Genomic DNA, 25,844 nt, shown 5'->3' on the forward strand with positions numbered 1-25,844 from the left:
GGTTGGCATCACGATACGCGGCGCCGCGTCAGTCGTCCAGAAGGGTCGTCTGGCTGAGCAGGCCGGGGTCCACGTCGGCCGAGAGGTTCTCGACCGTGGTCTGCGCGGTGAGCTGGTCGATGAACGCGCGCGAGGCGTCGCGCTGGATCTGCTGCACAAGGTCGTCGTGCACCTGCTCCAGCGGGGGGACCTGCTGGATGCGGGTGTCCTCCAGCTTGATCACATGCCAGCCGAAACGGGTCTGCACGGGCTGCGAAACCTGCCCGGGTTCCAGCGCTTCGACCGCGGCCTGGAAGTCGGGGATCATCGCGCCAGCCGCGAACCAGCCCAGGTCGCCACCGTTCTGCGCCGAGCCGTCGGTGGACATTTCCCGCGCGACATCGGCGAAATCGCGACCGCCAGCCAGCGCGGCCTCGACCTGCTGGGCCTCTTCTTCGGTTGCAACCAGGATATGGGCGGCGTGGTATTCGGTCACCGGGTCGCCGGCCGCGTATTGCGCGGCAAAGGCGTCATAGGCCGCAGCGATGCTTTCGTCGGTCACGGCCGCGTTGACGGCGGCGACCAGGGCCGAATTGGCGATGAAGTTGCGGGTCTCGTTTTGCAGCAGGACCTGTTCGCGATGCGACAGGCTGCCCGCGTGCGACTGTGCGAGGACCTCTTGTTCGATCAGTTGCTGCACGATGGCCGGGAACAGGGTCGCGTCGGGCACCTGGGCGAATTGCTGCGGCAGTTGGGTGCGCAGCGCGATCGCGTTGCCCAGCGTGATCGCCACGTCGCCGACGCGCGCGATCACGGTATCGGCGGTCGCGGTGCTGGTGACGGCGTCGGTCGCGGCGGCATCGGCAGCGGGCGCGTCCTCGGCCAGGGCCGGCAGCGCCAGCGTGGCAACGAGTGCCGCCGCCAGTGCAAATCGAGCGTTTTTGAACATGCAAAGCTCCTGAATCGCGCCCTTGGGGGCGGCTGTGATTGACACCTGTTTGGCCGCCCCTTACATGCCAGAGCGACTTTTTCATTGCTCGGGCTGGACAGTCGCGCCCTGTTTAGGAAAGCAGCCGCCAACCGGCAACCCCGCCGGAGACGTCACCCGGTCACACAAAGGCGAGCGGAGAACACATGTTGGGCCTCGGAACACTCAGCCGAAAGGTTTTCGGCACTGCGAACGATCGCAAGGTCAAGTCCGTCCGACCCCTCGTCGCCAAGATCAACGCCCTCGAGGACGAGTTCGTCGCCCTGGACGACGCCGGACTGGTGGCCAAGACCGAGGAGTTCAAGCGCCGCTATCAGGACGGCGAAAGCCTGGATTCCCTGCTGCCGGAAGCCTTTGCCAACTGCCGCGAGGGGGCCCGGCGCGCCCTGGGGTTGCGGGCGTTCGACGTGCAGCTGATCGGCGGGATCTTCCTGCATCAGGGCAACATCGCCGAGATGAAGACCGGCGAGGGCAAGACCCTGGTCGCCACCTTCCCGGCCTATCTGAACGCGCTCAGCGGCAAGGGCGTGCACGTTGTAACGGTCAACGACTATCTCGCGCGCCGCGACGCCGACTGGATGGGCAAGGTCTATGCCAAGCTGGGGCTGAAAACCGGCGTCGTCGTGCCGCATCAACCGGACGACGAAAAGCGCATCGCCTATCAGGCGGATGTCACCTATGCGACCAACAACGAGCTGGGCTTCGATTATCTGCGCGACAACATGAAGACCGACCTCGGTCAGATGATGCAGCGCGGTCACAATTTCGCGATCGTGGACGAGGTGGACAGCATCCTCATCGACGAGGCGCGCACGCCGCTCATCATCTCGGGCATGTCGCAAGACCGCGGGAACCTGTATGTGCGGGTGAACGCGCTGATCCCCTCGCTGGTCGAGGAAGACTATACCCTGGACGAAAAGCAGCGCACCTCGACCTATACCGACGAGGGCAACGAGCATATCGAGCAACTGCTCTACCAGGCCGAGATCCTGCCCGAGGGGCAGTCGCTCTATGATCCGGAATCGACCACGGTCGTGCACCACGTCAACCAGGCCCTGCGCGCGCACAAGATGCTGCACAAGGATCAGCATTACATCGTGCGCGACGGCAAGATCGTCCTGATCGACGAATTCACCGGCCGGATGATGCTGGGCCGGCAGTTGTCCGAGGGGCTGCACCAGGCGGTCGAGGCCAAGGAAGGGCTGGATATCCAGCCCGAGACGGTGACGATGGCCTCGATCACCTTTCAGAACTATTTCCGCCTCTATGCGAAGCTGGGCGGCATGACCGGCACCGCCGCGACCGAGGCCGAGGAATTCAAGGAAATCTACAACCTCGGCGTGGTCGAGATCCCGACCAACCGGCCCATCGCCCGCGTCGATGAACATGACCAGGTCTATCGCTCGGCGCGCGAGAAATTCGTGGGCGTGATCGAGGAAATCAAGCTGGCGCACGCAAAGGGGCAGCCGGTTCTGGTGGGCACGACCTCGATCGAAAAGTCCGAGGAACTCAGCAAGATGCTGACCGACGCCGGCATTCCGCACAACGTGCTGAACGCCCGCCAGCACGAGCGCGAGGCGCATATCGTGGCCGAGGCCGGCCGCGTCGGCGCCGTGACCATCGCCACCAACATGGCCGGCCGCGGGACCGACATCCAGCTTGGCGGCAACGTCGAGATGCGCGTGCAGGACGAACTGACCAACGGCGCCGACCCCATCGCCCTGCGCGAACGGATCGAGGCCGAGGTCGCGGTCGAGAAGGCCAAGGTGCTGGAGGCTGGCGGCCTGTTCGTGCTGGCCACCGAGCGCCACGAAAGCCGCCGCATCGACAACCAGCTGCGCGGCCGCTCGGGCCGTCAGGGGGACCCGGGGCGCTCGGTGTTCTTTCTGTCGCTCGATGACGACCTGATGCGCATCTTCGGCTCGGAACGGCTGGAAAAGGTGCTGTCCACCCTGGGCATGAAAGAGGGCGAGGCGATCGTCCATCCCTGGGTGAACAAGTCGCTCGAAAAGGCCCAGGCCAAGGTCGAGGCCCGCAACTTCGACATTCGCAAGACGCTGTTGAAGTTCGACAACGTGATGAACGACCAGCGCCGCGTGATCTTCGAACAGCGCCTGGAAATCCTCAAGGCCGAGGACGTCGGCGAGATCGTCGCCGACATGCGCCACGCGACGGTGGACGATCTGGTCACCCGGCATCTGCCGGCTGGCAGCTATGCCGACCAGTGGGACGTGGACGGGTTGACCGCCGATGCGCGCGAGAAGCTGTTCCTGGACCTGCCCGTTGCCGAATGGGCGACCGAGGACGGCGTTGACCAGGAGGTCGTGCGCGAACGGCTGGCTGCGGCCTCGGATGCGCTGATGGCGGAAAAGGAAACCGCCTACGGCGCCGAGACGATGCGCAATCTGGAAAAGCAGTTGCTGTTGCAGGTCATCGACACCAAGTGGCGCGAACATATCGTCACGCTCGATCACCTGCGTTCGGCGGTGAATTTCCGCGGCCTCGCGCAGCGCGATCCGCTGAACGAATACAAATCCGAGGCCTTCGTGCTGTTCGAACACATGCTCGGCGCCCTGCGCGAGGATGTGACGCGAATGATCGCGCGGTTGAAGCCGATCTCGCCCGAAGAACAGCAGCAGATGGTCCGGCAGATGGAATTGCAGGCCGCAGCCGCGCGCGAGGACGGGCGCCTGGCCACGCCGATCGACCTGCCGACGATCGGCGGAGAGGCCACCGCCGTCCCCCGCGCCGGGTTCGATGCGGCCGACTCCTCGACCTGGGGCAATCCCGGCCGCAACGAACCCTGCCCCTGCGGATCGGGCAAGAAGTTCAAGCACTGCCACGGCGCGCTGGCCTGAACGCGGCACCCTCGTGTCTTGCGGCGCGCCCTGGTGGCGCGCCGTTTGCATGACGTGGCCAGGGTCAGGATTGGGCGTTCGCCGGCCGGGCCCCCGGGGGGTAGGCCGGTCGATTGCCGTGAAACGACCCCGTATGTGCCCCAAAGCTGCCCAAGTCGGCCCCGATAAAGGCCCGGTCATTCATTCGAGCCGGAGTCCGCCATGAACAGGGTCCGCATTGTTGCTATCTCTGCCGTTGCCCTTGGGGCAGCGGTTGTCGCCGGAACGCAGTTCCAGCAATCGTCGTCGCAACCCGCGCCGGACGTGGTCGCGCAGGACCCCGACGCGGCACTGGCCCAGGCCCAGGCGTATGCCCGGTCCGTGGCCCCGGCCGCAGAGACCTCGTTGGCTGCCCTGGGCACCGCAGACCAGGCCCCGGCCGCCGCGCCGTCGAACGCCGCCCAACCTGCGGCCGATGCCGCCACGCGTAGCGTTGCGCCGCAGATGGCCAGCATCCTGCCCGGGGACCAGGCCGCGCGACCCGAACCCCCGCGCCGCGAACCGCCACGCCCCGCACCTGCGCCTGAAATGCAGGCTGCCCATGCGGCCGAATCGGCCTCGGCCCCGGTGGCTGCCGCCAGCGTCCTGCCGCGTTCCGAACTGGCCAGCGCCGAATCCACCGGCACCCCGCGCGAGGACATGACCCGCGAGATCGTCGAACGGGCGCTGCAACCGGCGCCGCCCGCGTTTCCCCCGGTTGACGCCACGGCCGACGAAGGGCCGGTCCAGCCGCTCGATCCAGAGCTCGAAGCCGAACTGAACGCTTGCGCCGTCTGGCTGGTGGTCACCGCTGCGCAGGACGCGATGCTGGACGCCAGCGTCTACGCCCCGTGCGATCAAGGGGCTCAGGTTTCGATCAGCCATGCGGGCCTGACCTTCGACACCCATCTGGGGGCGGACGGCCAGCTCATGACGCAGATCCCCGCCCTGGTCGAGGATGCCACGGTCACGCTGACCTTTGCCGACGGACGGACCGCAAGCGACAGCACCAGCGTGTCCGATCTGGCCAATGTCGAACGGGTCGTTCTGGGATGGCAGGGGCCGGTCGCGCTGGCGCTGCACGCCTATGAATTCGGCGCGCATTTCGGCGATACCGGCCATGTCCACGCGGGCCATCCGCTGGCCCCCGGGATCGATGGCCACGGCTTCCTGACGGTGCTGGGCGATCCGTCGATCGAACACGCCCATCTGGCGCAGGTCTATTCCTATCCCCGGGGCGAATCGCCGCGCACGGGCGAGGTCGCGCTTGAGATCGAGGTACCGGTTACCGACGCGAGCTGTGGCCAGACCCTGACGGCAAACTCGCTGGAGCTGCACGGCGGTGCCCCCGGTCAGGTTCGCGCGATCAGTCTGGACATGCCGGCCTGCGACGGCGCGGGGGGCTATGTGGTCCTGCCCGGTGTGCTGCCGGAACTGCAGATCGCCCAGTTGCAATAGGGCGGTCCCCGGCTGGCCGGAACCGCAACGATCGAACAGGGGGCCTGGCGCGTTTCGCCGGGCCCCCGGTCTTTGTGTCCGGCCGCCATGCGCCCCCCGACAGGCAGCATGGCCCCAGCCACCAGAGCATCACAGCAACCCTTCCGCCCGGAAGCTGAATTCGCGCGATTTTCCGATGATCAGATGGTCGTGCAAGGTGAGCGAGAGCGCCTCGGCTCCCTGGCGGATGCGGTCGGTGAGGGCGATGTCCTGCTGGCTGGGCGTCGGATCGCCCGAGGGGTGATTGTGCACGAGGATCAGCGCCGAAGCCTCCAGTTCCAGGCCCCGGCGCAGAACCTCGCGGGGATAGACGGGGACATGATCGACCGTGCCGCGGCCCTGTTCCTCATCCGCGATCAGGCAATTCTTGCGGTCCAGATAGAGCACGCGCACATGCTCGACGGCCCGGTGCGCCATGACGGTGTGGCAATAGTCCAGCAGCGCGTCCCACGACGAAATCACCGGACGGTTCAGCATCCGCGCCCGGGTCAGCCGGGCGGCGGCGGCCTCGGTCAGTTTCAGCGCGACGATGACCGTTTCGCCGACGCCGGGGACCTTGCGCAAGTGCGACTCCGGGGCGGTGATGACCCCGGCGAGCCCGTCGAAGCGGTCCATCAGCGCCCTGGCGAGCGGCTTGACGTCCTGCCGGGGGATGGCGCCGAACAGGATGAGTTCCAGCAGTTCATAATCCGGCACCGCGCCCGCGCCCCCTTCGAGAAACCGGGCCCGCAGGCGTTTGCGGTGGTCCCTGAGGTAAGAGGGCAGTGCCGGGCCGCCCGCCGGTCGGGCATCGGCAAACAGGGGAAGCGGGGCTTCCGAAAGGGCATCGGGCTGGCGCATGGCCAAGCCTGGACCGGGACTGGTTGAGAAAGCGTTAACGAAAACGGCGGCCCCGAGAGACCGCCGCATCGGTGTCACGCCAAAGGGGCGATCAGCCCTTCATGCCTTCCCAGAAGCTTTTGACCTTGCCGAAGAAACTGGTCCCTTCCGGGTGGTTGTCCTGCGACAGCGATTCGAACTCGCGAAGCAGTTCCTTTTGCCGTGTGGTCAGGTTCACCGGCGTTTCGACGCCCAGTTCGATCAGCATGTCGCCGGCACCGCCGCCACGCAGCGCGGGCATCCCCTTGCCGCGCAGGCGCATCTGTTTGCCCGCCTGGGCCCCCGCCGGAATCTTCACGCGTGATCGGCCGCCGTCGATTGTCGGCACTTCAACCTCGCCGCCCAGGGCCGCGGTGGTAAAGCTGACCGGGACGCGGCAATGCAGATCCAGACCGTCACGCTGGAAAAGTGCGTGCTCGCGCACCTCGATGAAGATGTAGAGATCGCCCGCGGGGCCACCCCTGAGCCCGGCCTCGCCCTCGCCCGACAGGCGAATGCGCGTGCCGGTCTCGACCCCGGCCGGGATGTTGACCGAAAGCGAGCGTTCCTTTTCAACCCGGCCGGCCCCCTTGCAGGATTTGCACGGGTTCTTGACGATCTGCCCCAAACCGCCGCAGGTGGGGCAAGTGCGTTCGACGGTGAAGAAGCCCTGCTGCGCGCGGACCTTGCCCATACCCGAACAGGTCGGGCAGGTGACGGGCTCGGCGCCCCCTTCGGCGCCGGTGCCGTGGCACTCGTCGCAGGTGGTCAGGGTCGGCACGCGGATGGATTTCTGCGTGCCTTTATAGGCCTCTTCCAGAGACACACGCAGGTTGTAGCGCAGGTCCGAACCGCGGCTGGCGCGATTGCGCGCGCCGCCGCCGGCCCCGCTGCGGCCGCCCATGAAATCGCCGAACAGATCCTCGAACACATCCGAAAAGGCCGAGGAGAAATCGCCCCCCGGGTGCCCGCCCCGTGGCCCGCGCGGGCCGGCGCTGGCGCCCATGCCACCCTCGAACGCAGCATGACCGTAACGATCATAGGCCGCCTTCTTGTCGGCGTCCTTGAGCACGTCATAGGCCTCGTTCACTTCCTTGAACTGGGCCTCGGCGTCGGGGTTGTCCTTGTTGCGGTCGGGGTGCAGTTCCTTCGCCTTGGTGCGGTAGGCCTTTTTCAGCTCGTCCGCCGACGCGCCGCGGGCCGCACCCAGGACTTCGTAATAGTCGCGCTTGGCCATCCGTGGACCTCACCTTTCAACAGCAAGGCCCCGGTCCGGCATGACCGGCCGGGGCCCCGCGGATCACACGGCGTCAGCCGCGACGCTTGTTGTCGTCGAGGTCCTCGAAGTCGGCATCGACGATGTCGTCATCGACCGGGCGCGGCTCGTCGTCCGAGGACCCGTCCTCGCCGGTTTCCTGCTGCGCCTTGTAGATCGCTTCGCCAAGCTTCATCGAGGCATCGCGGACGTTGTTGATGCCCGACTTGATCTTCTCGGCATCGTCGCCTTCCAGCGTGTCCTTCAGCGCGGCGATGGCCAGTTCGATCGCTTCGACGGTCGTCGGGTCCACCTTGTCCTTGTATTCGGACAGCGACTTTTCGGTCGAGTGGATCAGGCTTTCGGCCTGGTTCTTTGCCTCGACCAGATCACGGCGGGCCTTGTCGGCGTCGGCGTTCGCCTCGGCGTCCTTGATCATCTGTTCGATATCGGCATCCGACAGACCGCCCGAAGCCTGGATCGTGATCCGCTGCTCCTTGTTGGTGGCCTTGTCGCGGGCCGACACGTTGACGATGCCGTTCGCGTCGATGTCGAAGGTCACCTCGATCTGCGGCAGGCCACGCGGCGCGGGGGGGATCCCCTCGAGGTTGAACTGGCCCAGGATCTTGTTGTCCGCGGCCATTTCGCGCTCGCCCTGGAACACCCGGATCGTCACCGCGTTCTGGTTGTCCTCGGCAGTCGAGAACACCTGCGATTTCTTGGTCGGGATCGTGGTGTTGCGGTCGATCAGGCGGGTAAAGACACCCCCCAGCGTTTCGATGCCCAGCGACAGCGGCGTGACGTCCAGCAGGACCACGTCCTTGACGTCGCCTTGCAGCACGCCGGCCTGGATGGCGGCGCCCATCGCCACGACTTCGTCAGGGTTCACGCCCTTGTGGGGCTCTTTGCCGAAGAACTTGGTGACTTCCTCGAGGACCTTAGGCATCCGGGTCATGCCGCCGACCAGCACGACCTCGTCGATGTCGCCTTTCGACAGGCCGGCATCCTTCAGCGCCTGCGCGCAGGGCTTCATCGACTTGACGATCAGGTCGCCGACCAGGCTTTCCAGCTTGGCGCGGGTCAGTTTCATGACCAGGTGCAGCGGCTGCCCGGTGTTCTTGTCCATCGAGATGAACGGCTGGTTGATCTCGGTCTGCTGGCTGGAGGACAGCTCGATCTTGGCCTTTTCCGACGCCTCTTTCAGGCGCTGAAGGGCCATCTTGTCCAGGCTCAGATCGACGCCATGCTCTTTCTTGAACTCGTCCACCAGGTAGGTGACGATCCGCATGTCGAAGTCTTCGCCACCCAGGAAGGTGTCGCCGTTTGTCGATTTCACCTCGAACAGGCCGTCGTCGATTTCCAGGATCGAGATGTCGAAGGTCCCGCCGCCGAGGTCATAGACCGCGATCGTCTTGGAGCCTTCCTTGTCCAGGCCATAGGCCAGCGCGGCCGCGGTCGGTTCGTTGATGATGCGCAGCACTTCCAGGCCGGCGATCTTGCCCGCGTCCTTGGTCGCCTGACGCTGCGCGTCGTTGAAATAGGCGGGCACGGTGATGACGGCCTGCGTGACGGATTCACCCAGGTAGCTTTCGGCGGTTTCCTTCATCTTTTGCAGGATGAAGGCGCTGATCTGGCTGGGCGAGTATTTGTCGCTCCGAACCTCGACCCAGGCGTCGCCGTTGCCGCCGTCCACGATCTTGTAGGGGACGAGCTTGCGATCCTTTTCGACCTCGGCATCCGAGGTCCGGCGCCCGATCAGGCGCTTCACCGCAAAGACGGTGTTGGTGGGGTTGGTCACGGCCTGGCGCTTTGCCGGCTGGCCGACCAGACGTTCGCTTTCGGTGAAACCAACGATCGACGGCGTGGTGCGCGCGCCTTCCGAGTTCTCGATGACGCGGGGCTGCGAGCCTTCCATGATGGCCACGCAGGAGTTGGTCGTCCCGAGGTCGATCCCGATGACTTTAGCCATATTGAAATCCTCTTTCCTTCGGCGATGTTGTGGGGCGACGATCCTGTCAGGCTTCGCCTCCCCGATCCCAGAACCGGGGACCCCTTCAGGGCGTTTTTCCCGGCTTCGTGGGCTATATAGGGAGGGGGAAACGGGCCTGCAAGCGCCCGCACCGTGCCAATTTCAAACGAGTTTCACGGATCACCCGCCAACCTGGGCGATCACCAGCGGAACCGTCAGCACGCTGAGCGCAGTCGAGATCAGGATCGCGGCGGATACGCGGGCGACGGCGACGCCGAAATGCTGCGCCAGGATATAGACATTGCCGGCGACGGGCAGCGCGGCGGCACTGACCAGCACGCCGGCCGCATAGGCGTCAACGTGAAAGATCCAGATCGCGGCGCCCCCCACGGCCAGCGGGTGCAGCACCAGCTTGGCAAAGCTCAGCCACCCGGCAACGGTCAGGCGTTCCGCGCGCCTGTTGGTCAGGCTGGCGCCGATGGCGAACAGCGCGCCGGGCGTGGCGGCAGCCCCCAGCAGCGCGGTGGTTGCGGTCAAGGGGCCGGGCAGGGGCAGGCCGGTCGCCGACCACGACAGCCCGGCGGCCATCGCCACAACCATCGGATTGCGCGCCAGCCCCAGCCCGATCAGGCGGGGCAGGGCGGGGGTCAGGCGGCCTTCGCGGGCCAGCGTGATGATGACGGTCAGCAGGCTGGAAAACACGATCAGGTCGATCGAAAGAACCAGCAGCACCGTGCGCGCGGCCTGATCGCCCAGCAGCAGCACCAACATCGGCACGCCCAGAAAGCCGGTGTTGCCGATGACGGCGGTGTGGGCCTCCATCACCGCCTCGGTCAGGGGGCGCAGGCGGACGAACGCCACGGCCAGCGCGATCAGGTAGACCACGCCGCAGCCCCAAAGATAGGCCGCCGCCGCCCGAGGTTCAAAGATCTCGGACGGCGACATGCTGGCCGAGAACCCGAACAGCATGGCCGAGAGGGCAAAGTAGAAGACGAACTTGGTCAGCCAGGCGGTGGCCTCGGGCGGGAAGAATCCGATCTTGCCGGCGCCGTATCCCAGCCCGATGACCGCGAAAAAGGGCAAGGTTTGCAGAAAGACCGCCAGCATGAACCCGAGGTAACACGCCCTGCGCGCCCTCGCCAGTAGGAGACGACGCCACGGCATTGATTGAAACGGCTTCGCAAAACCGGCATCCTCGGCGCGAGGGGCGCGGATCGTCGCGCCTGGGAGGATGACCATGACGCGCCAATTCGCCACCGCCGCCGACTCTGCCGCCATCGAGGCCGAAATGCCCTGGTCCGAGCGCGACGTTCCCGTCACCGTCTATGACAGGATCGTCCGCACCCGGGCCCTGCACGGCAAGGGCAAGGCGTTTTCGTTCCAGCTGTTCGCCGAGGACGGCGCCCCGGCCGAGACGCTGACCTGGGCCGAATTCCTGGCGCGCGTGACGCAGGCGGCCAATTTCTTCCGCAGTCTGGGCGTGGGCGAGGGCGATACCGTCGCCTATGTGCTGCCCACGATCAACGAAACCGCGATCACCCTGTTCGGCGCGATGGCGGCCGGGATCGTCAACCCGATCAATCCGCTTCTGGAACCCGAAAAGATCGCCGGCATCCTGCGCGAGACAAATGCCAGGGTGGTCGTCACCCTGCGCGCCTTTCCCAAGACGGACGTGGCGCAGAAGGTTGCCGAAGCTGTTGCCAACGCCCCCAATGTCAAGCACGTGGTCGAGGTGGACCTGAACCACTACATGACCGGCGTGAAAAAGATGCTGGTGCCGTTGATCCGGCCCAAGAACCCGGTTCGGCACAGCGCGAAGATCTGGCATTTCTACCGCGAATTGCAAAAGCAGCCCGACCAGCGGCTGACCTTCGACCAGACACAGCAGGACCGGGTCTGCGCCTATTTCCATACCGGCGGCACGACGGGGCTGCCCAAGGTCGCGCAGCACAAGGCCTCGGGGCTGATGTATAACGGCTGGCTGGGGGCGGAACTGTTGCTGAGCGAGGAGGACACGATCCTCTGCCCGCTGCCCCTGTTCCACGTCTTTGCCGCCTATCCGGTGGTGATGGCGGCGGTGACGGCGGGCGCGCATGTGGTGCTGCCGACGCCCCAGGGCTACCGCGGGGATCATGTGTTCGACAATTTCTGGAAGCTGGTCGAACGCTGGCGCGCGACCTTCATCATCACCGTGCCGACCGCCCTGTCGGCGCTGATGCAGCGCCCGGTCAACGCCGATATTTCCACGCTGAAGAGCGGCTTCTCGGGCTCGGCCGCGCTGCCTGTCGAGCTGTTCAAACGCTTCGAACAGGCGACCGGCGTCGCCATCGTGGAAGGTTACGGCCTGACCGAGGCAACCTGCCTGGTGTCGGCCAACCCGGTCAGCGGGCAGAAGAAGATCGGCTCGGTCGGGCTGCCGTTCCCCTATACGGACGTCAAGATCGCCCATTGCGCGGCGGATGGAACCGTCACCCGGGAATGCGGCGTGGACGAGGTGGGCGAGATCTGCGTCGCAAACCCCGGCGTCTGGGCCGGAAACACCTATACCGAGGCGGCGAAGAACAAGGGCCTCTATGCCGGCGGCACGCATTTGCGCACCGGCGATCTGGGGCGGATCGACGCCGACGGGTATCTGTGGATCACCGGGCGGGCCAAGGATCTGATCATCCGGGGCGGGCACAACATCGACCCCGCCATGATCGAGGAGGCGATGCTGGCGCACCCCGCCGTCGCCTTTGCCGGCGCCATCGGCCAGCCCGACGCATCGGCGGGCGAATTGCCGTGCGTCTATGTGGAACTGGTCGCGGGCGCGACCGTCACCACCCGCGAGTTGATCGACCACGCGGCCGAGCGCATTCCCGAACGCGCCGCGGTGCCGAAATGGATCGAGGTTCTGCCCGAGCTGCCCAAGACCGCCGTGGGCAAGGTGTTCAAGCCCGATCTGCGCCGCATGGCGATCACGCGGGTCTTCGACAAGGCCTTCAAGGACGCCGGGCTCGCTGCCCATGTCGCCGGCGTGATCGAGGACAAGAAACGCGGCCTGGTGGCGCAGGTTGCGCGGCAGGGCACGGTGGACGAGGGCAAGCTGCGCGACCTGCTGGGGCAGTATACGGTCGCCTGGGACCTGGTCTGACGGTTTGGTTCCGGGCGTTGCCTTTCGGCGCCCGGGGCCTTAGCTCTGCGCCCAGACAGGAGGCCCCGCCATGCCCGCACCGATTCCCGTGACCCTGCTGACCGGTTTCCTCGGCTCTGGCAAGACGACCTTGCTGAACGCCCTGCTCAAGGACCCGGGGATGGAGCGCGCCGCGGTCGTCATCAACGAGTTCGGCGAGATCGGACTGGATCACGACCTGATCGAAAGCTCGACCGAGACGATGGTGCTTATGGCCTCGGGGTGCCTGTGCTGCACGGTGCGCGGCGATCTGGCCGAGACGCTGAATGACCTGCGCGAACGGCGCGATGCGAGTGAGATCGCCTTTGATCGCGTGGTGATCGAAACCACTGGCATCGCCGATCCCGCGCCCATCGTGCAGACCCTGGTGATGGACGGCGACCTGTCCTATGACTTTGCGCTGGATGGCGTGGTGGTGACCGCCGACGCCGCGACCGGCGCGCAGACGCTGGACAAGCAGTTCGAGGCCGTCCAGCAGGTGGCGATGGCCGACCGCATCGTGCTGACAAAGACCGACCTGGTGACGCCCGCGCAACTGGCCGCGTTCGAAAAGCGGCTGGCCGCGATCAACCCGGGTGCGCCGCGCCACCGGGCCGATCATGGGCGGATCGACCCCGCCCTGCTGTTCGGCCTGGCGCCGCGCCCCGAAAGCACGCAGGCGCAGGCGCTGGCCTGGGTGGCCGCCCAGCCGAAAAAGGCCAGCCTTCCGCCCCTGAGCGGGTTGAAGCAGACGCAACCCGCCGGAATGGGGCAAAGCTATGGCTTGTTCGGCGTGGGCAGCACGGCCGGCGCGCGCCCCTCGCACGACGGGCGCGTCACCTCGCAGTCGATCGAGATCGCACAGCCGATTTCGCCCATCGTCTTCGATCTGTGGCTGGAAAGCCTGATGAATTCCGCTGCCGCCGACATCCTGCGGCTGAAGGGCGTGGTGCATGTCGAGGGGATGAAGCATCCCTTTGCCCTGCACGGCGTCCAGCACATCTTTCACCCGCCCGTGCCGCTGACCCATTGGCCCGAGGGCGACAAGACCACCCGCATCGTCGTCATCGGACGCGATCTGCCGCCCGGGTATCTTGAGGACAGCCTGTCTTTCCTGCGCTCGGCGCCGCCGGTCACGGAACACCGGCTGTAACGCAAAAGGCCCCGGATCGCTCCGGGGCCTTTCGGTTTGCGGTGTCGTGGATCACACGACCCGTTCGACCATCATCTTCTTGATCTCGGCGATGGCCTTGGCCGGGTTCAGCCCTTTGGGGCAGGTCGAGGCGCAGTTCATGATCGTGTGGCAGCGATACAGTTTGAACGGATCGTGCAGATCGTCCAGACGCTCGCCCGTGGTCTCGTCGCGCGAATCGATGATCCAGCGATAGGCGTGCAACAGCGCCGCCGGGCCCAGATAGCGGTCGGCGTTCCACCAGTAGCTGGGGCACGAGGTCGAGCAGCACGCGCACATGACGCACTCATACAGACCGTCCAGCTTGGCGCGATCCTCGATCGACTGCTTCCATTCCTTGGCCGGGGTGTTCGACTTGGTTTCCAGCCAGGGCATGATCGATTCATGCTGGGCATAGAAATGCGTCAGATCCGGCACCAGATCCTTGACCACCGGCATGTGCGGCAAGGGGTAGATCTTCACGTCGCCCTTGATCTCGTCCATGCCAAAGATGCAGGCCAAGGTGTTGCGCCCGTCGATGTTCATCGCGCAGGACCCGCAGATCCCCTCGCGGCACGACCGCCGGAAGGTCAGCGTCGGGTCGATCTCGTTCTTGATCTTGATGAGCGCGTCCAGGACCATCGGCCCGCAGGTGTCCATATCGACGAAATAGGTATCGACACGGGGGTTTTCGCCATCGTCGGGCGACCAGCGGTAGATGCGGAAGGTCCGGGTGTTCTTTGCGCCCTCGGGCTTTGGCCAGGTCTTGCCGGTGCGGATCTTCGAGTTCTTCGGCAGGGTGAGTTGAACCATCTGCGTGCCCTCCTCAGTAAACCCGCGCCTTGGGCGCGATCTTTTTCAGCGAGATGCCGCCGTCCTCTTCCCGCGTCAGCGGATCCAGGACCACGGGGCGATAGTCGAGGCGCACGTCAGCCCCGGCGACCCACGACAGCGTGTGCTTGCGCCAGTTGGCATCGTCGCGGTTCGGATAATCCTCGTGCGCATGGGCGCCGCGCGATTCCTTGCGGGCCTCGGCGCCGACGATGGTCGCCATCGCGCAGGGCATGAGGTTTTCCAGCTCCAGCGTTTCCATCAGGTCGCTGTTCCAGATCATCGAGCGGTCCGTCACCTTGATGTCCGACAGTTTGCCGGCGACGGCCTTCATCTTCTCGACCCCTTCGGCCAGCGACTTGTCGGTGCGGAAGACGGCGGCGTCGGCCTGCATGGTCTTCTGCATCTCCAGCCGCAATTCGGCGGTCGGCGTGCCACCCGAGGCATGGCGCAGCCGGTCGAAGCGGTCCAGCGCGGCCTCGACCGCGGCCTTGGACGAGTCGCGGTTGGCGGCGGCGGGGTCGATGATCTCGCCGGCGCGGATCGCCGCGGCGCGGCCGAACACCACAAGGTCGATCAGACTGTTCGACCCCAGCCGGTTCGCCCCGTGCACGCTGGCGCAGGCGGCCTCGCCCACGGCCATCAGGCCGGGCGCGGTGCGGGTCGGGTTCTGGCCGTCGGCGTTCAGCACCTCGCCCCAGTAGTTGGTCGGAATGCCGCCCATGTTGTAGTGCACGGTCGGCAGCACCGGGATCGGTTCCTTGGTCACGTCCACCCCGGCGAAAATGCGCGCGGATTCGGAAATCCCCGGCAGGCGCAGGTGCAGCGTTTCCGGCGGCAGGTGGTTCAGGTGCAGATGGATGTGATCCTTGTTCGGACCGACACCGCGACCCTCGCGGATCTCCATCGTCATGCAGCGCGAAACCACGTCGCGGCTGGCGAGGTCCTTGTAGGTCGGCGCATAGCGTTCCATGAACCGCTCGCCTTCCGAGTTGGTCAGATACCCGCCTTCGCCGCGCGCGCCCTCGGTGATGAGGCAGCCGGCGCCGTAGATCCCGGTGGGGTGAAACTGCACGAATTCCATGTCCTGGAGCGGCAGGCCGGCGCGGGCGATCATGCCGTTGCCGTCGCCGGTGCAGGTATGCGCCGAGGTCGCGCTGAAGAACGCGCGGCCATAACCGCCGGTGGCCAGCACCACGGTCTTGGCATTGAACTGGTGCAGCGTGCCGTCATCCAGTTTCCACGCCAGCACGCCGGTGCATTCACCGTCGTCCGTCATCAGCAGGTCGGTGGCGAAATACTCGATGTAGAACTGCGCCTTTTCCTTCAGCGAGCGGCCATAGAGCGTGTGCAGCATGGCGTGGCCGGTGCGGTCGGCGGCGGCGCAGGTGCGCTGCACGGGCGGGCCCTCGCCGAACTCGGTGGTATGGCCGCCGAACGGGCGTTGATAGATCTTGCCCTCTTCGGTGCGCGAGAAGGGCACGCCGTAGTGCTCCAGCTCATAGACCGCGGCGGGGGCAGAGCGCGCCAGGTATTCCATCGCGTCCGTGTCGCCCAGCCAGTCCGAGCCCTTGACGGTGTCATACATGTGCCACTGCCAGCTGTCGGGGCCCATGTTGCCCAGGCTGGCGGCAATGCCGCCCTGCGCCGCGACAGTGTGCGAGCGGGTCGGGAACACCTTGGTGATGCAGGCGGTCTTCAGGCCCTGTTCGGCCATGCCCAGCGTCGCGCGCAGACCAGCGCCGCCAGCCCCGACCACGACCACGTCATAGGTGTGTTGTTCGATTTGATAAGCAGACATTCGGTCGGTCCTCAGGCGCGGAACAGGATGGTGGCGACGGCCAGGACGCCGCAGACGGCCAGCGTCGCGCTGAACAGCTTGGTCAGGATCACCAGCACCAGCCGCGCGCCGCCGTCGAGGTAGTCCTCGATCACCACCTGCATCCCGATGGCAAAGTGCCAGCAGGCGACGGCGATGAACAGGATGGCGGTGACGGCGTTGCCGAACTGGCCATAGGTGGCGATCAGCGCCTCATGGCCGCCGCCCAGGGCGCGACCGAAAGGGATCAGGAACAGGATCGTCAGCGGCACCAGCGCGATCGAGGTCAGGCGCTGCATCCAGAAGTGATGCACGCCCTCGTTGGCGCGGCCCAGCCCGGCGACGGCGTTATAGTCGGTCTTGTAGCTCATGGCGCCCTCCGTCAGACCAGCATCAGCGTGAGAACGGTCAGCACCACCGAGGCGCCGATCACATACCAGTTCGACCGGGCCACCACGGGCAGATCGAAGCCCTTGCCCAAATCAAAGAAGAAATGGCGGATGCCGTTCGCGAAATGGAACCACAGCGCCCAGAGCGAGCCGATCAGCACCAGCTTGCCGAACCACGAGGTCAGCAGCCCGTCGGCGACGGCGAAATACCCGGGCGAATAGGCGCCGGCGACGAACCACCAGATCACCAGGATGCCGCCGGCCATCATGCCGACGCCGGTGATCCGGGTCATGATCGAAATCTTCGCGACCAGTGGCAGGCGATAGATTTGCAGGTGCGGGGAAAGCGGCCGATTGCCCCGGTTCACGTCAGCCATGATGGGTCCCTCTCTCTTGGCGCGCCCGGCCCCGGGAACGAACCTCCGAGGTCGGCTGGCTTTGCCGTTTGCATACCGCATTTTTCCGGCAAGTCACGCGTCCAATCGCGAAAAACCGGGCGACATTCGCGGGAATTCGACGAAAATCCGCAAATGTGATCACGCATTCCGGCACTGTGATCACAAGATTGCGCTCTCGCCCGCCCGCGGCGCGTTTCCCCCATTCCGCCCGTGACCCGGTGGTGGGCGGGGCCACCCGCGACATCGGGCGGACCCCTGTGGAACAAAGCCGATCCGTCCCGTATCGACCGACTCGCAAGCGCCCAGGCGGTGCCGCATCAAGACTGCGTGACCTTGCCGCCTGGATCGAAAATCAGGGGCGAAAGCCGGCATTCCGAGCGGATTTTTGCCAATTTATCGCGCTTGAGGGGCAATTTCCAAGGCAACCGCGCCTTGCCGTTGCACACTTGCCGCAATGAGGCGCGAATATCGACAAAATGAGATGGCGGCGTTGACACTTTTGCCGGAGCGGTGGCACTAAAGGGCGAAATGCGAGCATCGGTCGCAAACGTGGCCAGTTACGGACAGGAAGACAGGCTAATGAAACATATTTTCCTTGCAACTGCCGCGGCGATCGCGCTGGGCGCGCCGGCTGCGACTGCGCAGACCATCGGCATGGCGGGCATTCCCTCGGGCTTTGGCGTTGCGGGCAACGTGGTGGCGCTCGGCTTCTCGGGGAGCTACAGCCAGCAACTGCGCGGCGTGGCGCCGAACCAGACCCATTGGGACGCCGCGACCTCGGCGACCTTCGGGTTCGGAAACCCGGTGTCGGGCGTGGGTGTCGAAGTCGGCATCAACCTGACGTCGTTCCGCCGCTTCGGCCAGTCGGGCCATCTGTCGGTGGGCGTGCACCGCATGTTCCAGGCCAATGATCGCGGCGTGTTCTCGGCGGCTCTGCGCGCCGACTACCTGGGCGCCTGGGGCGACATCAAGACGTATAACCCGGCCTACTCGTTGATCGGCAGCTACGCGACCAGCGTCGGTTCGCGCCTGGCCATGTTCTCGGCGGGTGTCGGCACCGGCTGGGGCCAGAACGGTTCGGACCGCACCACGCGGGGCGCCGTCGGTTTTGGCATCGGCCTGAACGGCCAGTGGGCCGCCAGCGTCGGCTACGTCGGCCAGGAATCGGTCATCGGTGCCGTGTGGCAGCCGCCGGCGCTGAACGGCGCCTCGGTCGCCTTCTCGATCCGCAACATCGAGGATTCGGGCAACGCCACCTTTGCGGTCGATATCGGCCGGGCCTTTGCGCTGATGCGCTGATGTGACCTGGCGGAGGCAGGACCAACTGCCTTCGCATCCGCTTGGCGGGGTCTGCTGACCCCGTTGCCCACAGTCGGCGGATCCGCAAAGACGATGCCGGCGACCGGGACCAAGGCAAACGCAGAGTTGCCATGCGGGACAGAGTTTTCTCATCGCCGTGCGCCTGACCGGGCCGCAACGGTAACGCAACCAGAATTCAGATACGAGGTATCGCCATGAAAACCCTTCTTCTGACCGCCGCCGCCGCCCTGGCGCTGACCGCCGCTTCGGCCGCCGTCGCCGCGACCGGCCCCGGCTCGCCCTCGCCGACCCCGCCCGGAACGTCGCCGGTTCCGGTGCCCACGTCCTTGAGCGGCAACTTCACGCCCGGATCGTTTGTCACGATCACCCTCGTCGGCGGCCACTATGTGTTCAGCTTCGGTCCCAACTGACACGGGCACGCTGAAGATCGTCTCGACTGAAACGGGCGGCACCGACAGGGCCGCCCGTTTTCGTTTCTCGGCATTCCGGTGACCGGCCCGGCCGCGCGCGGCCACAGGGCCTGGGCAGGGCGCGCCTGTCAGACGGGGATCAGCGCCCAATAGTCCAGATCCAGCAACACCTCGGGCCGGTATTTCCCGTCCTCGCCGCGCAGATCCGTGCCGTTGCCACTGGTTGCAACCAACCGCAGGCGAAGGGCGCCGACGCCGGGCGCCGCGGTTTCGGCCTTGTCCAGAACCTGAGACCATGCCCGGACCGTCATGCCGCTGAAACACGGATTGGCGTGCGCGCCGCCGTTGATGGCGACCATCATCTGGGCATTCGCCAGCCCGTTGAAGCTGAGCGCCCGCGCCAGGCTGATGACGTGTCCGCCATAGATCAGCCGCCGCCCGTCAGGCCGGAAGGTGGCGTCGAAATGCACCTTGGCGGTGTTTTGCCAAAGGCGGGTCGCCAGCATGTGTTCCGCTTCCTCGACGGTGACGCCATCGACGTGTTCGATGACCTCGCCCACCGCGTAATCGCCCAGCCGATAGGTTTCGCCGGCAAGGTCGGTGTCGTAACGGTCGAATCGCAACCCCGGGGGCACCACCAGGTCCGCAGCCGCGACCGCTTTTGCCAGTTCCGGAACCACGGCCACGGGCGCGGGCGCCTCGGGATCGCGTTTGCGCACCATCACCCAGCGCACATAGGACAGCACCGGTTCATCGTGCTGGTTGCGGCCCGTGGTGCGGACATAAACGACCCCTGACGTGCCGTTCGAATTCTCTTTCAGCCCGATCACTTCCGAGACCGAGGACAGCGTGTCGCCCGGATAGACCGGCGCCAGGAATCGCCCCTCGGCATAGCCCAGGTTGGCGACGGCGTTCAGGCTGATGTCTGGCACGGTCTTGCCGAACACCGTATGAAAGACGATCAGATCGTCCAGCGGGCTTTGCGGCAGGCCGCAGTCCCGCGCGAACGCGTCCGAGGAATAGAGCGCGCCGCGCGCCGGATACAGCGCGTGATACAGCGCCCGCTCGCCGCCCGACAGCGTGCGTGGCACCGCGTGGCGGATCACCTGGCCGACGGTATAGTCCTCGAAAAACCGGCCGGAATTCGTCTTCATGATGGTCTCACGCCCGGGGGCGCCCCTTCAATTTGCGGGAAACAGGTGGTGGCCGGTCACTGCTCGCCCAGCTTGATTTCGGGTGTGTAGGTGCCCGGCGCGTCCTTGACCACGGCCTGGGCGCAGCGCATCACGCCGCGCCCCGCGTCGAACGCATACGAAGGCGAGCCGTGCAGCTCCCACCCCTTGTTCAGGGCCGCCGTCACCTTGTGGCAAAAGGCCGAGGTGTCGTCCTCGGTCAGCAGTCGATACAGTTTCATCGCGTCACCCGAATGGATTGTAGCCCAGCCATTTGTGAATCATGCCGACCGCGCCCATGACCACGACCGCGCCGATGACGGCGGCGATCTCCTTGCTGACGACGGTGGGCGTCTCGGGCTTGTCCCAATAGGGCGCGTCGCGGTTGATCAGATAGACCGAGACCTGAGCCCAGACCAGCAACCCGCCGAACAGGATCAACGAGGCCAGGTCGCCGTTCACCAGAAGATGCGCGATCGCCCACAGGCGCACGCCCCAAAGCTGCGGGTGCCGCACATACCGCGTCGCGGCGGTTTTCATGCCCGAGGCAGCGAACAGATAAAAGGCCAGCAACACCAACAGATTGTTCAGGTGGCGCAGCCCGCCGTCCACCGGCCAGACCGGATCGACCGGGGCCCAACGATAACCCAGCACCATCGCCACGATGCCGGCCACCGACAGCAGCGTCACCAGGCCCTTGCCCGAGTCGCCAGCGGATTGCCGGCTGGCCGGTGCAAGGCGTTTCCACCAGTGACTGCCGGACCACAACACCAGACCCAAAACGAGCAGCGCGTATCCCATTATCCCAGAGCCTTCTGCAATTGTGCGATCGCCTCGGCGCGGGCCAGAACCTGCCGGGCCGTGACAATATGCAGATTCTCGACGATCTTGCCATCCACCACGGCCACACCCAGGCCCTTTGCCGTCGCCTCGTCAAAGGCGGCGATCTGCCGGCGCGCCAGGTCGATGGCCTGGGCGTCGGGGGCAAAGACGGTGTTGGCGATGTCCAGTTGCGCCGGGTGGATCAGCGTCTTGCCGTCAAAGCCCAGGTCGCGCCCCTGTTCGCATTCGGCGCGCAGCCCCGCATCGTCCTTGAAGGCGTTGTAGACGCCATCGACGGCGACGATACCCGCGGCCCGGGCCGCCAGCAGGCAGGATTGCAGCGCGAATTGCAGCGGCAGACGGTCGGCGCGGAAGCGGCAGTTCAGTTCCTTCGCCAGGTCGTTCGTGCCCATGACGAAGCCCGCCATGCGTGGCGCCTTGGCGATGCTGGCGGCGTTCTGGATGCCATCGGGCGTTTCCATCATCGCCCAGATGGTGGTGTTCGCGGTCTCGGCGCGGGCGTCCAGCCGGTTCGCCAGGGCCTGGATGTCGGCCACGCTGTTGACCTTGGGCAGCAGCACCGCCTCGGGTTTCGCCAGCGAGAGAACCTCGAGGTCGAGCGCGCCCCAGTCGGTATCAAAGCCGTTGATCCGCACCAGCTTTGCGCGGGGGCCATAGTCGGCCGCGGCCAGCGTGTTGGCCAGAAGTTCGCGCGCGTTGGCTTTCTCGTCGATGGCGACGGCGTCCTCCAGATCGAAGATGATCGCATCGGCGGCCAGTGAGCGGGCCTTGTCCAGCGCCCGCTCCTTGGAGCCGGGGATATACAGGACGGAACGGAACGGGCGGCTGTCCATGATTCTCTCTCGTGAAACAAAGTTGCGCGCAGAGCATCAAACGCAGTCACAAATGGCAAGTCTTAATTTTCTGCATCGCAGAGAGAACGCCGTGTTCGCGCGGTCTTTGCCGTGTCTTGTGCAGACTGAGGGCCCCTGTCCAGGAAAGGTCCCGCCATGCTGCGCGCGCTTCTGTCCGCCACCCTCGCCCTACTGTCGTTCGGCACGCCGGGCGCCGCCCAGACCCTGCCCTGCGCCGCGCGCGAGCGGCTTCTGGCCTTTGTCATCGACGAGCGCGGCCAGACGCGCCTGGCCAGCGGCGAGGCCGCGCAGGGCGCCACGATCGAACTGTTCGCCGGCGACTCGGGCGAGTGGACACTGCTTCTTTCGCTGCCCGACGGCCGGTCCTGCCTGCTGGCCAACGGGCGCCATTTCGTCGCGACCGGGGGGCTGCAACCCGCGCGGGGCAACCCGGCCTAGGGCTGGCCCACCGGATGCGACGCTGGCAGCGATAACAGCGTCACAATCCGGGGTGCTGCGCTGCCGCGAGGCTTGCGCGGACCCCGGCGAGGGCTTAGGCAGGACGCGAAACAGCAACCTGACCGGAGACTTCCCATGGCCAGACCCAAAATCGCGCTGATCGGCGCGGGCCAGATCGGCGGCACCCTCGCCCATCTCGCCGCGATCAAGGAACTGGGCGACGTCGTGATGTTCGACATCGCCGAGGGCATTCCGCAGGGCAAGGCGCTCGATATCGCCGAGTCGGGCCCGTCCGAAGGGTTCGACGGCCATTTCCGCGGCACCAACGATTATGCCGACATCGCCGGAGCGGATGTCTGCATCGTCACCGCCGGCGTGCCGCGCAAGCCGGGCATGTCGCGCGACGACCTGCTGGGGATCAACCTGAAGGTCATGAAATCGGTGGGCGAGGGCATCAAGGCGCACGCGCCGGATGCGTTCGTGATCTGCATCACCAACCCGCTCGATGCCATGGTCTGGGCGCTGCGCGAATTCTCGGGTCTGCCGCGTGAGAAGGTGGTCGGCATGGCCGGCGTGCTCGACTCGGCCCGGTTCCGCCATTTCCTGGCGAGCGAATTCAACGTGTCGATGCGCGACGTCACGGCCTTTGTTCTGGGTGGCCACGGCGACACGATGGTGCCGCTGGCGCGCTATTCGACGGTCGCGGGTATTCCGCTGCCGGACCTGGTGCAAATGGGCTGGACCACGCAGGAACGCCTGGATGCGATCATCCAGCGCACCCGCGACGGCGGCGCCGAAATCGTCGGCCTGCTGAAGACGGGCTCGGCGTTCTATGCGCCTGCCACCTCGGCGATCGAGATGGCCGAGGCCTATCTGAAGGACCAGAAGCGCCTGCTGCCCTGCGCGGCCTATGTGGATGGCGCCTTTGGCCTGAAGGGTCTGTATGTCGGCGTGCCCACGATCATCGGCGCCGGTGGCATCGAACGTGTCGTGGACATCAAGATGACCGCCGACGAACAGGCGATGTTCGACAAGTCGGTGACCGCCGTGAAAGGCCTGGTCGAGGCCTGCAAGGCGATCGACCCCTCGCTGGCCTGACGCTGGCCGGCTCGCGCAAGGATCGGAACGCGCGCCCCGATGGGGCGCGCGTTTTTCATGGGCGGGTCTGTGCGTTGACAGGGCTGCGCGGTCGGTGATTACCTCCTCGCAGACTGGAGGAGGCCCCATGTCCGATGCCCCCGTATTCGAGATCGACCCCGCAGCCTTCTGGGCCGATCCTTATCCGACGCTCAAGGCGATGCGCGCCGCCGGTCCGGTGCTGTTCGTGCCGCAACTGGGCGCGACCCTGCTGACACGCCGCGATGATGTCTTCGAGAACGAGAAGAAGATCGAGATCTTCTCCTCGGATCAGCCCGGCGGGTTGATGACGCAGCTCATGGGGCAGAACATGATGCGCAAGGACGGCGCCGCGCATCAGGCCGAACGCGCCGCCATCTTTCCGACAGTCTCGCCGCGCACGGTCAAGACCGTCTGGCGCAATGCGTTCGAGGGGTTCACCGCCGCGATCCTCGACGATCTGCGCCCTGTGCGCCGCGCCGACATGGTGCGCGACATCGCCATGCGGATTTCCGGCGAGGCATTGAAGGTCATCACCGGGCTGACCCAGATCGGCTGGGACGAGATGGACCGCGTCAGCCAGGGCATGATTGACGGGTGCGCCAACTACGCCGGCGACCCGGCGGTGACGGCGCGTTGCAACGACTGCACCGCCGCCATCGACCGCTATATCGATGCGCGCGTGCCCGCGCTGCTGGCCGCGCCCGACCATTCGCTGCTGTCGGTGCAGCTACAGGCCGGGCTGACCGAAGCGCAATACCGCGCCAACGTGAAACTGGCGATCTCGGGCGGGCAGAACGAACCGCGCGACGTGATCGCCGGGCTGACCTGGGCGATGCTGACCCATCCCGACCAGCGCGCCCTGGTGACCGAGGGCACCAAGACCTGGCTCGATGCGTTCGAGGAATACGCCCGCTGGATCGCTCCGGTGGGCATGTCGCCGCGCCGGGTCGCGCAGCGCCACGTCCTGCACGGTGTCACGCTCGAACCCGAGGACCGGGTGTTCCTGATGTTCGGTTCGGCGAACCGCGACGAGGCCGTCTTTGCGCGGCCCGACCATTTCGACCTGACGCAGGATTGCGGGCCGGCGGTCAGCTTCGGCGCGGGGCCGCATTTTTGCGCCGGCGCCTGGGCCGCGCGCAGCCTGATCGCCGATGTGGCGATGCCGATGATCTTTGACCGGCTTCCCGGCCTCAGGCTGGATGGCGAGACGCGCTTTGGCGGCTGGGCGTTTCGCGGGCCTCTGGTGATGCCGGTGGCATGGGATTGACCGGGGCAGTGGGCGCGGCCTTTCGCGGCCCGAGGGCTTCGCCCGCGGGGATTCGCGCCACAACGAGGGGGCGTTGACATTGTCCCGGCGCTGGCGTCCGATCCCGGAAAAAAGGAGCCCCCCATGTCCGACTTCGATGCCGAACTCGCCGACCGCCTGATCCGCTATTGCGCCATCGACAGCCAGTCGGATGCCGACAGCCCGACCGCCCCCTCGACCGCGATCCAGCTGGACATGCAGCGCCTTCTGGTGACCGAGTTGCAGCAGATGGGCGCCGAGGACGTGCGGCTGACGGCCTATGGCGCTGTGCTGGCGACGATCCCGGGCACCGTCGAAGGGCCGACAGTCGGCTTTCTGGCGCACGTCGATACTGCGCCCCAGTTCAACGCCCAGGGCGTGAAGCCGCGCATCATCAGGGGCTACAACGGCGGCGCGATCACCTATCCCGACGCCCCCGGCCTGATCCTGACACCCGAGGCGTTCCCCTATCTCGCGCAGAAGGTCGGGCACGACATCATCACGGCCTCGGGCTTGACGCTGCTGGGGGCGGACGACAAGGCGGGCGTGGCGATCGTCATGACCGCCGCCCGGCACATGCTGGCAAACCCCGATGTCGCGCGCCCCCGCCTGCGCCTGGCCTTCACCCCCGACGAGGAAATCGGCCGTGGTGTCGATCCCCGCCTGCCCGCCGACCTGGGGGCCGATTTCGCCTATACCTTTGACGGCGGCGCGCTGGGCGAGATCGAGTTCGAGACCTTCTCGGCCGACGGCGCGGTGGTGACGATTCGCGGCGTGTCGATCCACCCGGGCTATGCCACGGGAAAGCTGGTGAACGCGATTCACCTGGCGTCAAAGATCATCCAGACCCTGCCGCAGGCAACCCTGACGCCCGAGACGACCGCCGGCCGCGACGGGTTCATCCACGCCACGGACATGGACGGCGGCGCCTCGGAAATGCGGATCAAGTTCATCCTGCGCGACTTTGAACGCGACGGGCTGGCGGCCAAGGGTGCGCTGCTGCGCCAGGTCTGCGACGCCGTCGCCGCAACCGAGCCGCGCGCCGAGATCACCTGCACCATAACGCCCCAATATCGCAACATGCGCTATTGGCTGGAAACCGACATGACCCCGGTGGATCTGGCGCGTGACGCGGCGCGGAGCCTTGGGATCGACCCGCTTTCGGTGCCGATTCGCGGCGGCACCGACGGCTCGCGGCTGACCGAAATGGGCGTGCCCTGCC

At 66.2% G+C, this 25,844-nt stretch carries 23 protein-coding genes (1 of these 23 running past the window's edge); 10 read left to right on the forward strand and 13 right to left on the reverse strand.

The features are described 5' to 3' along the window. Positions 1-28: 28 nt before the first annotated feature. Positions 29-928, reverse strand: a complete 900-nt coding sequence (locus H6900_04855; protein MCC0072604.1) for a peptidylprolyl isomerase — start codon at positions 926-928, stop codon at positions 29-31. Positions 929-1,113: 185 nt separating this feature from the next. Here H6900_04855 and secA point away from each other — a divergent pair, with 185 nt between their 5' ends. Continuing rightward, positions 1,114-3,825 (forward strand): preprotein translocase subunit SecA, encoded by a 2,712-nt coding sequence (gene secA / locus H6900_04860; protein MCC0072605.1) that lies wholly within the window; start codon positions 1,114-1,116, stop codon positions 3,823-3,825. Between the two features lie 201 nt (positions 3,826-4,026). Beyond that, positions 4,027-5,301, forward strand: a complete 1,275-nt coding sequence (locus H6900_04865; GenBank protein MCC0072606.1) for a hypothetical protein — start codon at positions 4,027-4,029, stop codon at positions 5,299-5,301. A gap of 129 nt (positions 5,302-5,430) precedes the next feature. Here H6900_04865 and radC read toward each other — a convergent pair whose 3' ends face one another. From radC to H6900_04885, 4 genes are all read right to left on the reverse strand, one after another. Continuing rightward, a complete protein-coding gene (gene radC, locus H6900_04870; GenBank protein MCC0072607.1) occupies positions 5,431-6,180 on the reverse strand; it encodes a DNA repair protein RadC in 750 nt (249 codons plus the stop codon). A 91-nt stretch (positions 6,181-6,271) separates the two neighbouring features. Further along, complete coding sequence (gene dnaJ, locus H6900_04875) at positions 6,272-7,435, reverse strand: molecular chaperone DnaJ (protein ID MCC0072608.1); 1,164 nt, start codon at positions 7,433-7,435, stop codon at positions 6,272-6,274. A 73-nt stretch (positions 7,436-7,508) separates the two neighbouring features. Further along, positions 7,509-9,422 (reverse strand): molecular chaperone DnaK, encoded by a 1,914-nt coding sequence (gene dnaK, locus H6900_04880; GenBank protein MCC0072609.1) that lies wholly within the window; start codon positions 9,420-9,422, stop codon positions 7,509-7,511. A 180-nt stretch (positions 9,423-9,602) separates the two neighbouring features. Next, a complete protein-coding gene (locus H6900_04885; GenBank protein MCC0072610.1) occupies positions 9,603-10,529 on the reverse strand; it encodes an AEC family transporter in 927 nt (308 codons plus the stop codon). Positions 10,530-10,659: 130 nt separating this feature from the next. Here H6900_04885 and H6900_04890 point away from each other — a divergent pair, with 130 nt between their 5' ends. Further along, a complete protein-coding gene (locus H6900_04890) occupies positions 10,660-12,555 on the forward strand; it encodes an acyl-CoA synthetase (GenBank protein MCC0072611.1) in 1,896 nt (631 codons plus the stop codon). Between the two features lie 70 nt (positions 12,556-12,625). Further along, positions 12,626-13,726: a GTP-binding protein gene (locus H6900_04895; GenBank protein MCC0072612.1), complete on the forward strand. Its 1,101-nt coding sequence runs from the start codon at positions 12,626-12,628 to the stop codon at positions 13,724-13,726. Positions 13,727-13,777: 51 nt separating this feature from the next. Here H6900_04895 and H6900_04900 read toward each other — a convergent pair whose 3' ends face one another. From H6900_04900 to sdhC, 4 genes are read right to left on the reverse strand one after another with little or no spacing between them, the layout of a single operon-like run. Further along, positions 13,778-14,557 (reverse strand): succinate dehydrogenase iron-sulfur subunit, encoded by a 780-nt coding sequence (locus H6900_04900; protein MCC0072613.1) that lies wholly within the window; start codon positions 14,555-14,557, stop codon positions 13,778-13,780. Between the two features lie 13 nt (positions 14,558-14,570). Then, complete coding sequence (locus H6900_04905) at positions 14,571-16,376, reverse strand: succinate dehydrogenase flavoprotein subunit (GenBank protein ID MCC0072614.1); 1,806 nt, start codon at positions 16,374-16,376, stop codon at positions 14,571-14,573. Positions 16,377-16,387: 11 nt separating this feature from the next. Continuing rightward, on the reverse strand, positions 16,388-16,765 hold the full coding sequence (sdhD, locus tag H6900_04910; protein ID MCC0072615.1) for a succinate dehydrogenase, hydrophobic membrane anchor protein: 378 nt from the start codon (positions 16,763-16,765) through the stop codon (positions 16,388-16,390). Positions 16,766-16,776: 11 nt separating this feature from the next. Next, the gene (gene sdhC / locus H6900_04915) at positions 16,777-17,160 is read right to left on the reverse strand and encodes a succinate dehydrogenase, cytochrome b556 subunit (GenBank protein MCC0072616.1); all 384 of its coding nucleotides are present in this window, start codon (positions 17,158-17,160) and stop codon (positions 16,777-16,779) included. A gap of 600 nt (positions 17,161-17,760) precedes the next feature. On the opposite strand from sdhC, the gene H6900_04920 reads away from it, so the two are divergent. Both H6900_04920 and H6900_04925 read left to right on the forward strand, forming a co-directional pair. Further along, positions 17,761-18,480 carry a hypothetical protein gene (locus H6900_04920; GenBank protein MCC0072617.1) on the forward strand — a complete coding sequence of 240 codons (720 nt, stop codon included), beginning with the start codon at positions 17,761-17,763 and terminating at the stop codon, positions 18,478-18,480. Between the two features lie 215 nt (positions 18,481-18,695). Then, a complete protein-coding gene (locus H6900_04925; GenBank protein ID MCC0072618.1) occupies positions 18,696-18,911 on the forward strand; it encodes a hypothetical protein in 216 nt (71 codons plus the stop codon). Positions 18,912-19,039: 128 nt separating this feature from the next. Here the strand turns inward: H6900_04925 and H6900_04930 are convergent, their stop codons facing one another. Genes H6900_04930 through H6900_04945 form a run of 4 tightly spaced genes read right to left on the reverse strand, consistent with a single transcriptional unit; the run spans position 19,040 to position 21,759 of the window. Next, on the reverse strand, positions 19,040-20,068 hold the full coding sequence (locus tag H6900_04930) for a MaoC family dehydratase (GenBank protein ID MCC0072619.1): 1,029 nt from the start codon (positions 20,066-20,068) through the stop codon (positions 19,040-19,042). 53 nt (positions 20,069-20,121) lie between these two features. After that, positions 20,122-20,325, reverse strand: coding sequence for a DUF1737 domain-containing protein (locus H6900_04935; GenBank protein ID MCC0072620.1), 204 nt, complete (start codon positions 20,323-20,325; stop codon positions 20,122-20,124). A 4-nt stretch (positions 20,326-20,329) separates the two neighbouring features. Then, a complete protein-coding gene (locus H6900_04940) occupies positions 20,330-20,884 on the reverse strand; it encodes an NnrU family protein (GenBank protein ID MCC0072621.1) in 555 nt (184 codons plus the stop codon). Further along, positions 20,884-21,759 (reverse strand): CoA ester lyase, encoded by an 876-nt coding sequence (locus H6900_04945; GenBank protein MCC0072622.1) that lies wholly within the window; start codon positions 21,757-21,759, stop codon positions 20,884-20,886. Before H6900_04945 ends, H6900_04940 begins: the two co-directional genes overlap by 1 nt. Before the next feature lie 156 nt (positions 21,760-21,915). Between H6900_04945 and H6900_04950 the strand changes: the two genes are divergently transcribed. The 4 genes from H6900_04950 to pepT all read left to right on the forward strand — a co-directional run. After that, entirely contained in the window at positions 21,916-22,218 is a 303-nt protein-coding gene (locus tag H6900_04950; GenBank protein MCC0072623.1) for a hypothetical protein, read from the forward strand. Between the two features lie 135 nt (positions 22,219-22,353). Then, positions 22,354-23,316 (forward strand): malate dehydrogenase, encoded by a 963-nt coding sequence (gene mdh, locus H6900_04955; GenBank protein ID MCC0072624.1) that lies wholly within the window; start codon positions 22,354-22,356, stop codon positions 23,314-23,316. A gap of 127 nt (positions 23,317-23,443) precedes the next feature. Continuing rightward, on the forward strand, positions 23,444-24,604 hold the full coding sequence (locus H6900_04960; protein MCC0072625.1) for a cytochrome P450: 1,161 nt from the start codon (positions 23,444-23,446) through the stop codon (positions 24,602-24,604). A 123-nt stretch (positions 24,605-24,727) separates the two neighbouring features. Then, positions 24,728-25,844, forward strand: partial view of a peptidase T gene (gene pepT, locus H6900_04965; protein ID MCC0072626.1) — the 5' portion only. 122 nt of this gene lie beyond the right edge of the window; the window shows 1,117 of its 1,239 coding nt (coding positions 1-1,117); it begins with the start codon at positions 24,728-24,730; the stop codon falls past the right edge of the window.

Origin of the sequence: Rhodobacter sp., assembly GCA_020637515.1 — a bacterium.
Taxonomy (GTDB): Bacteria; Pseudomonadota; Alphaproteobacteria; order Rhodobacterales; family Rhodobacteraceae; genus Pararhodobacter.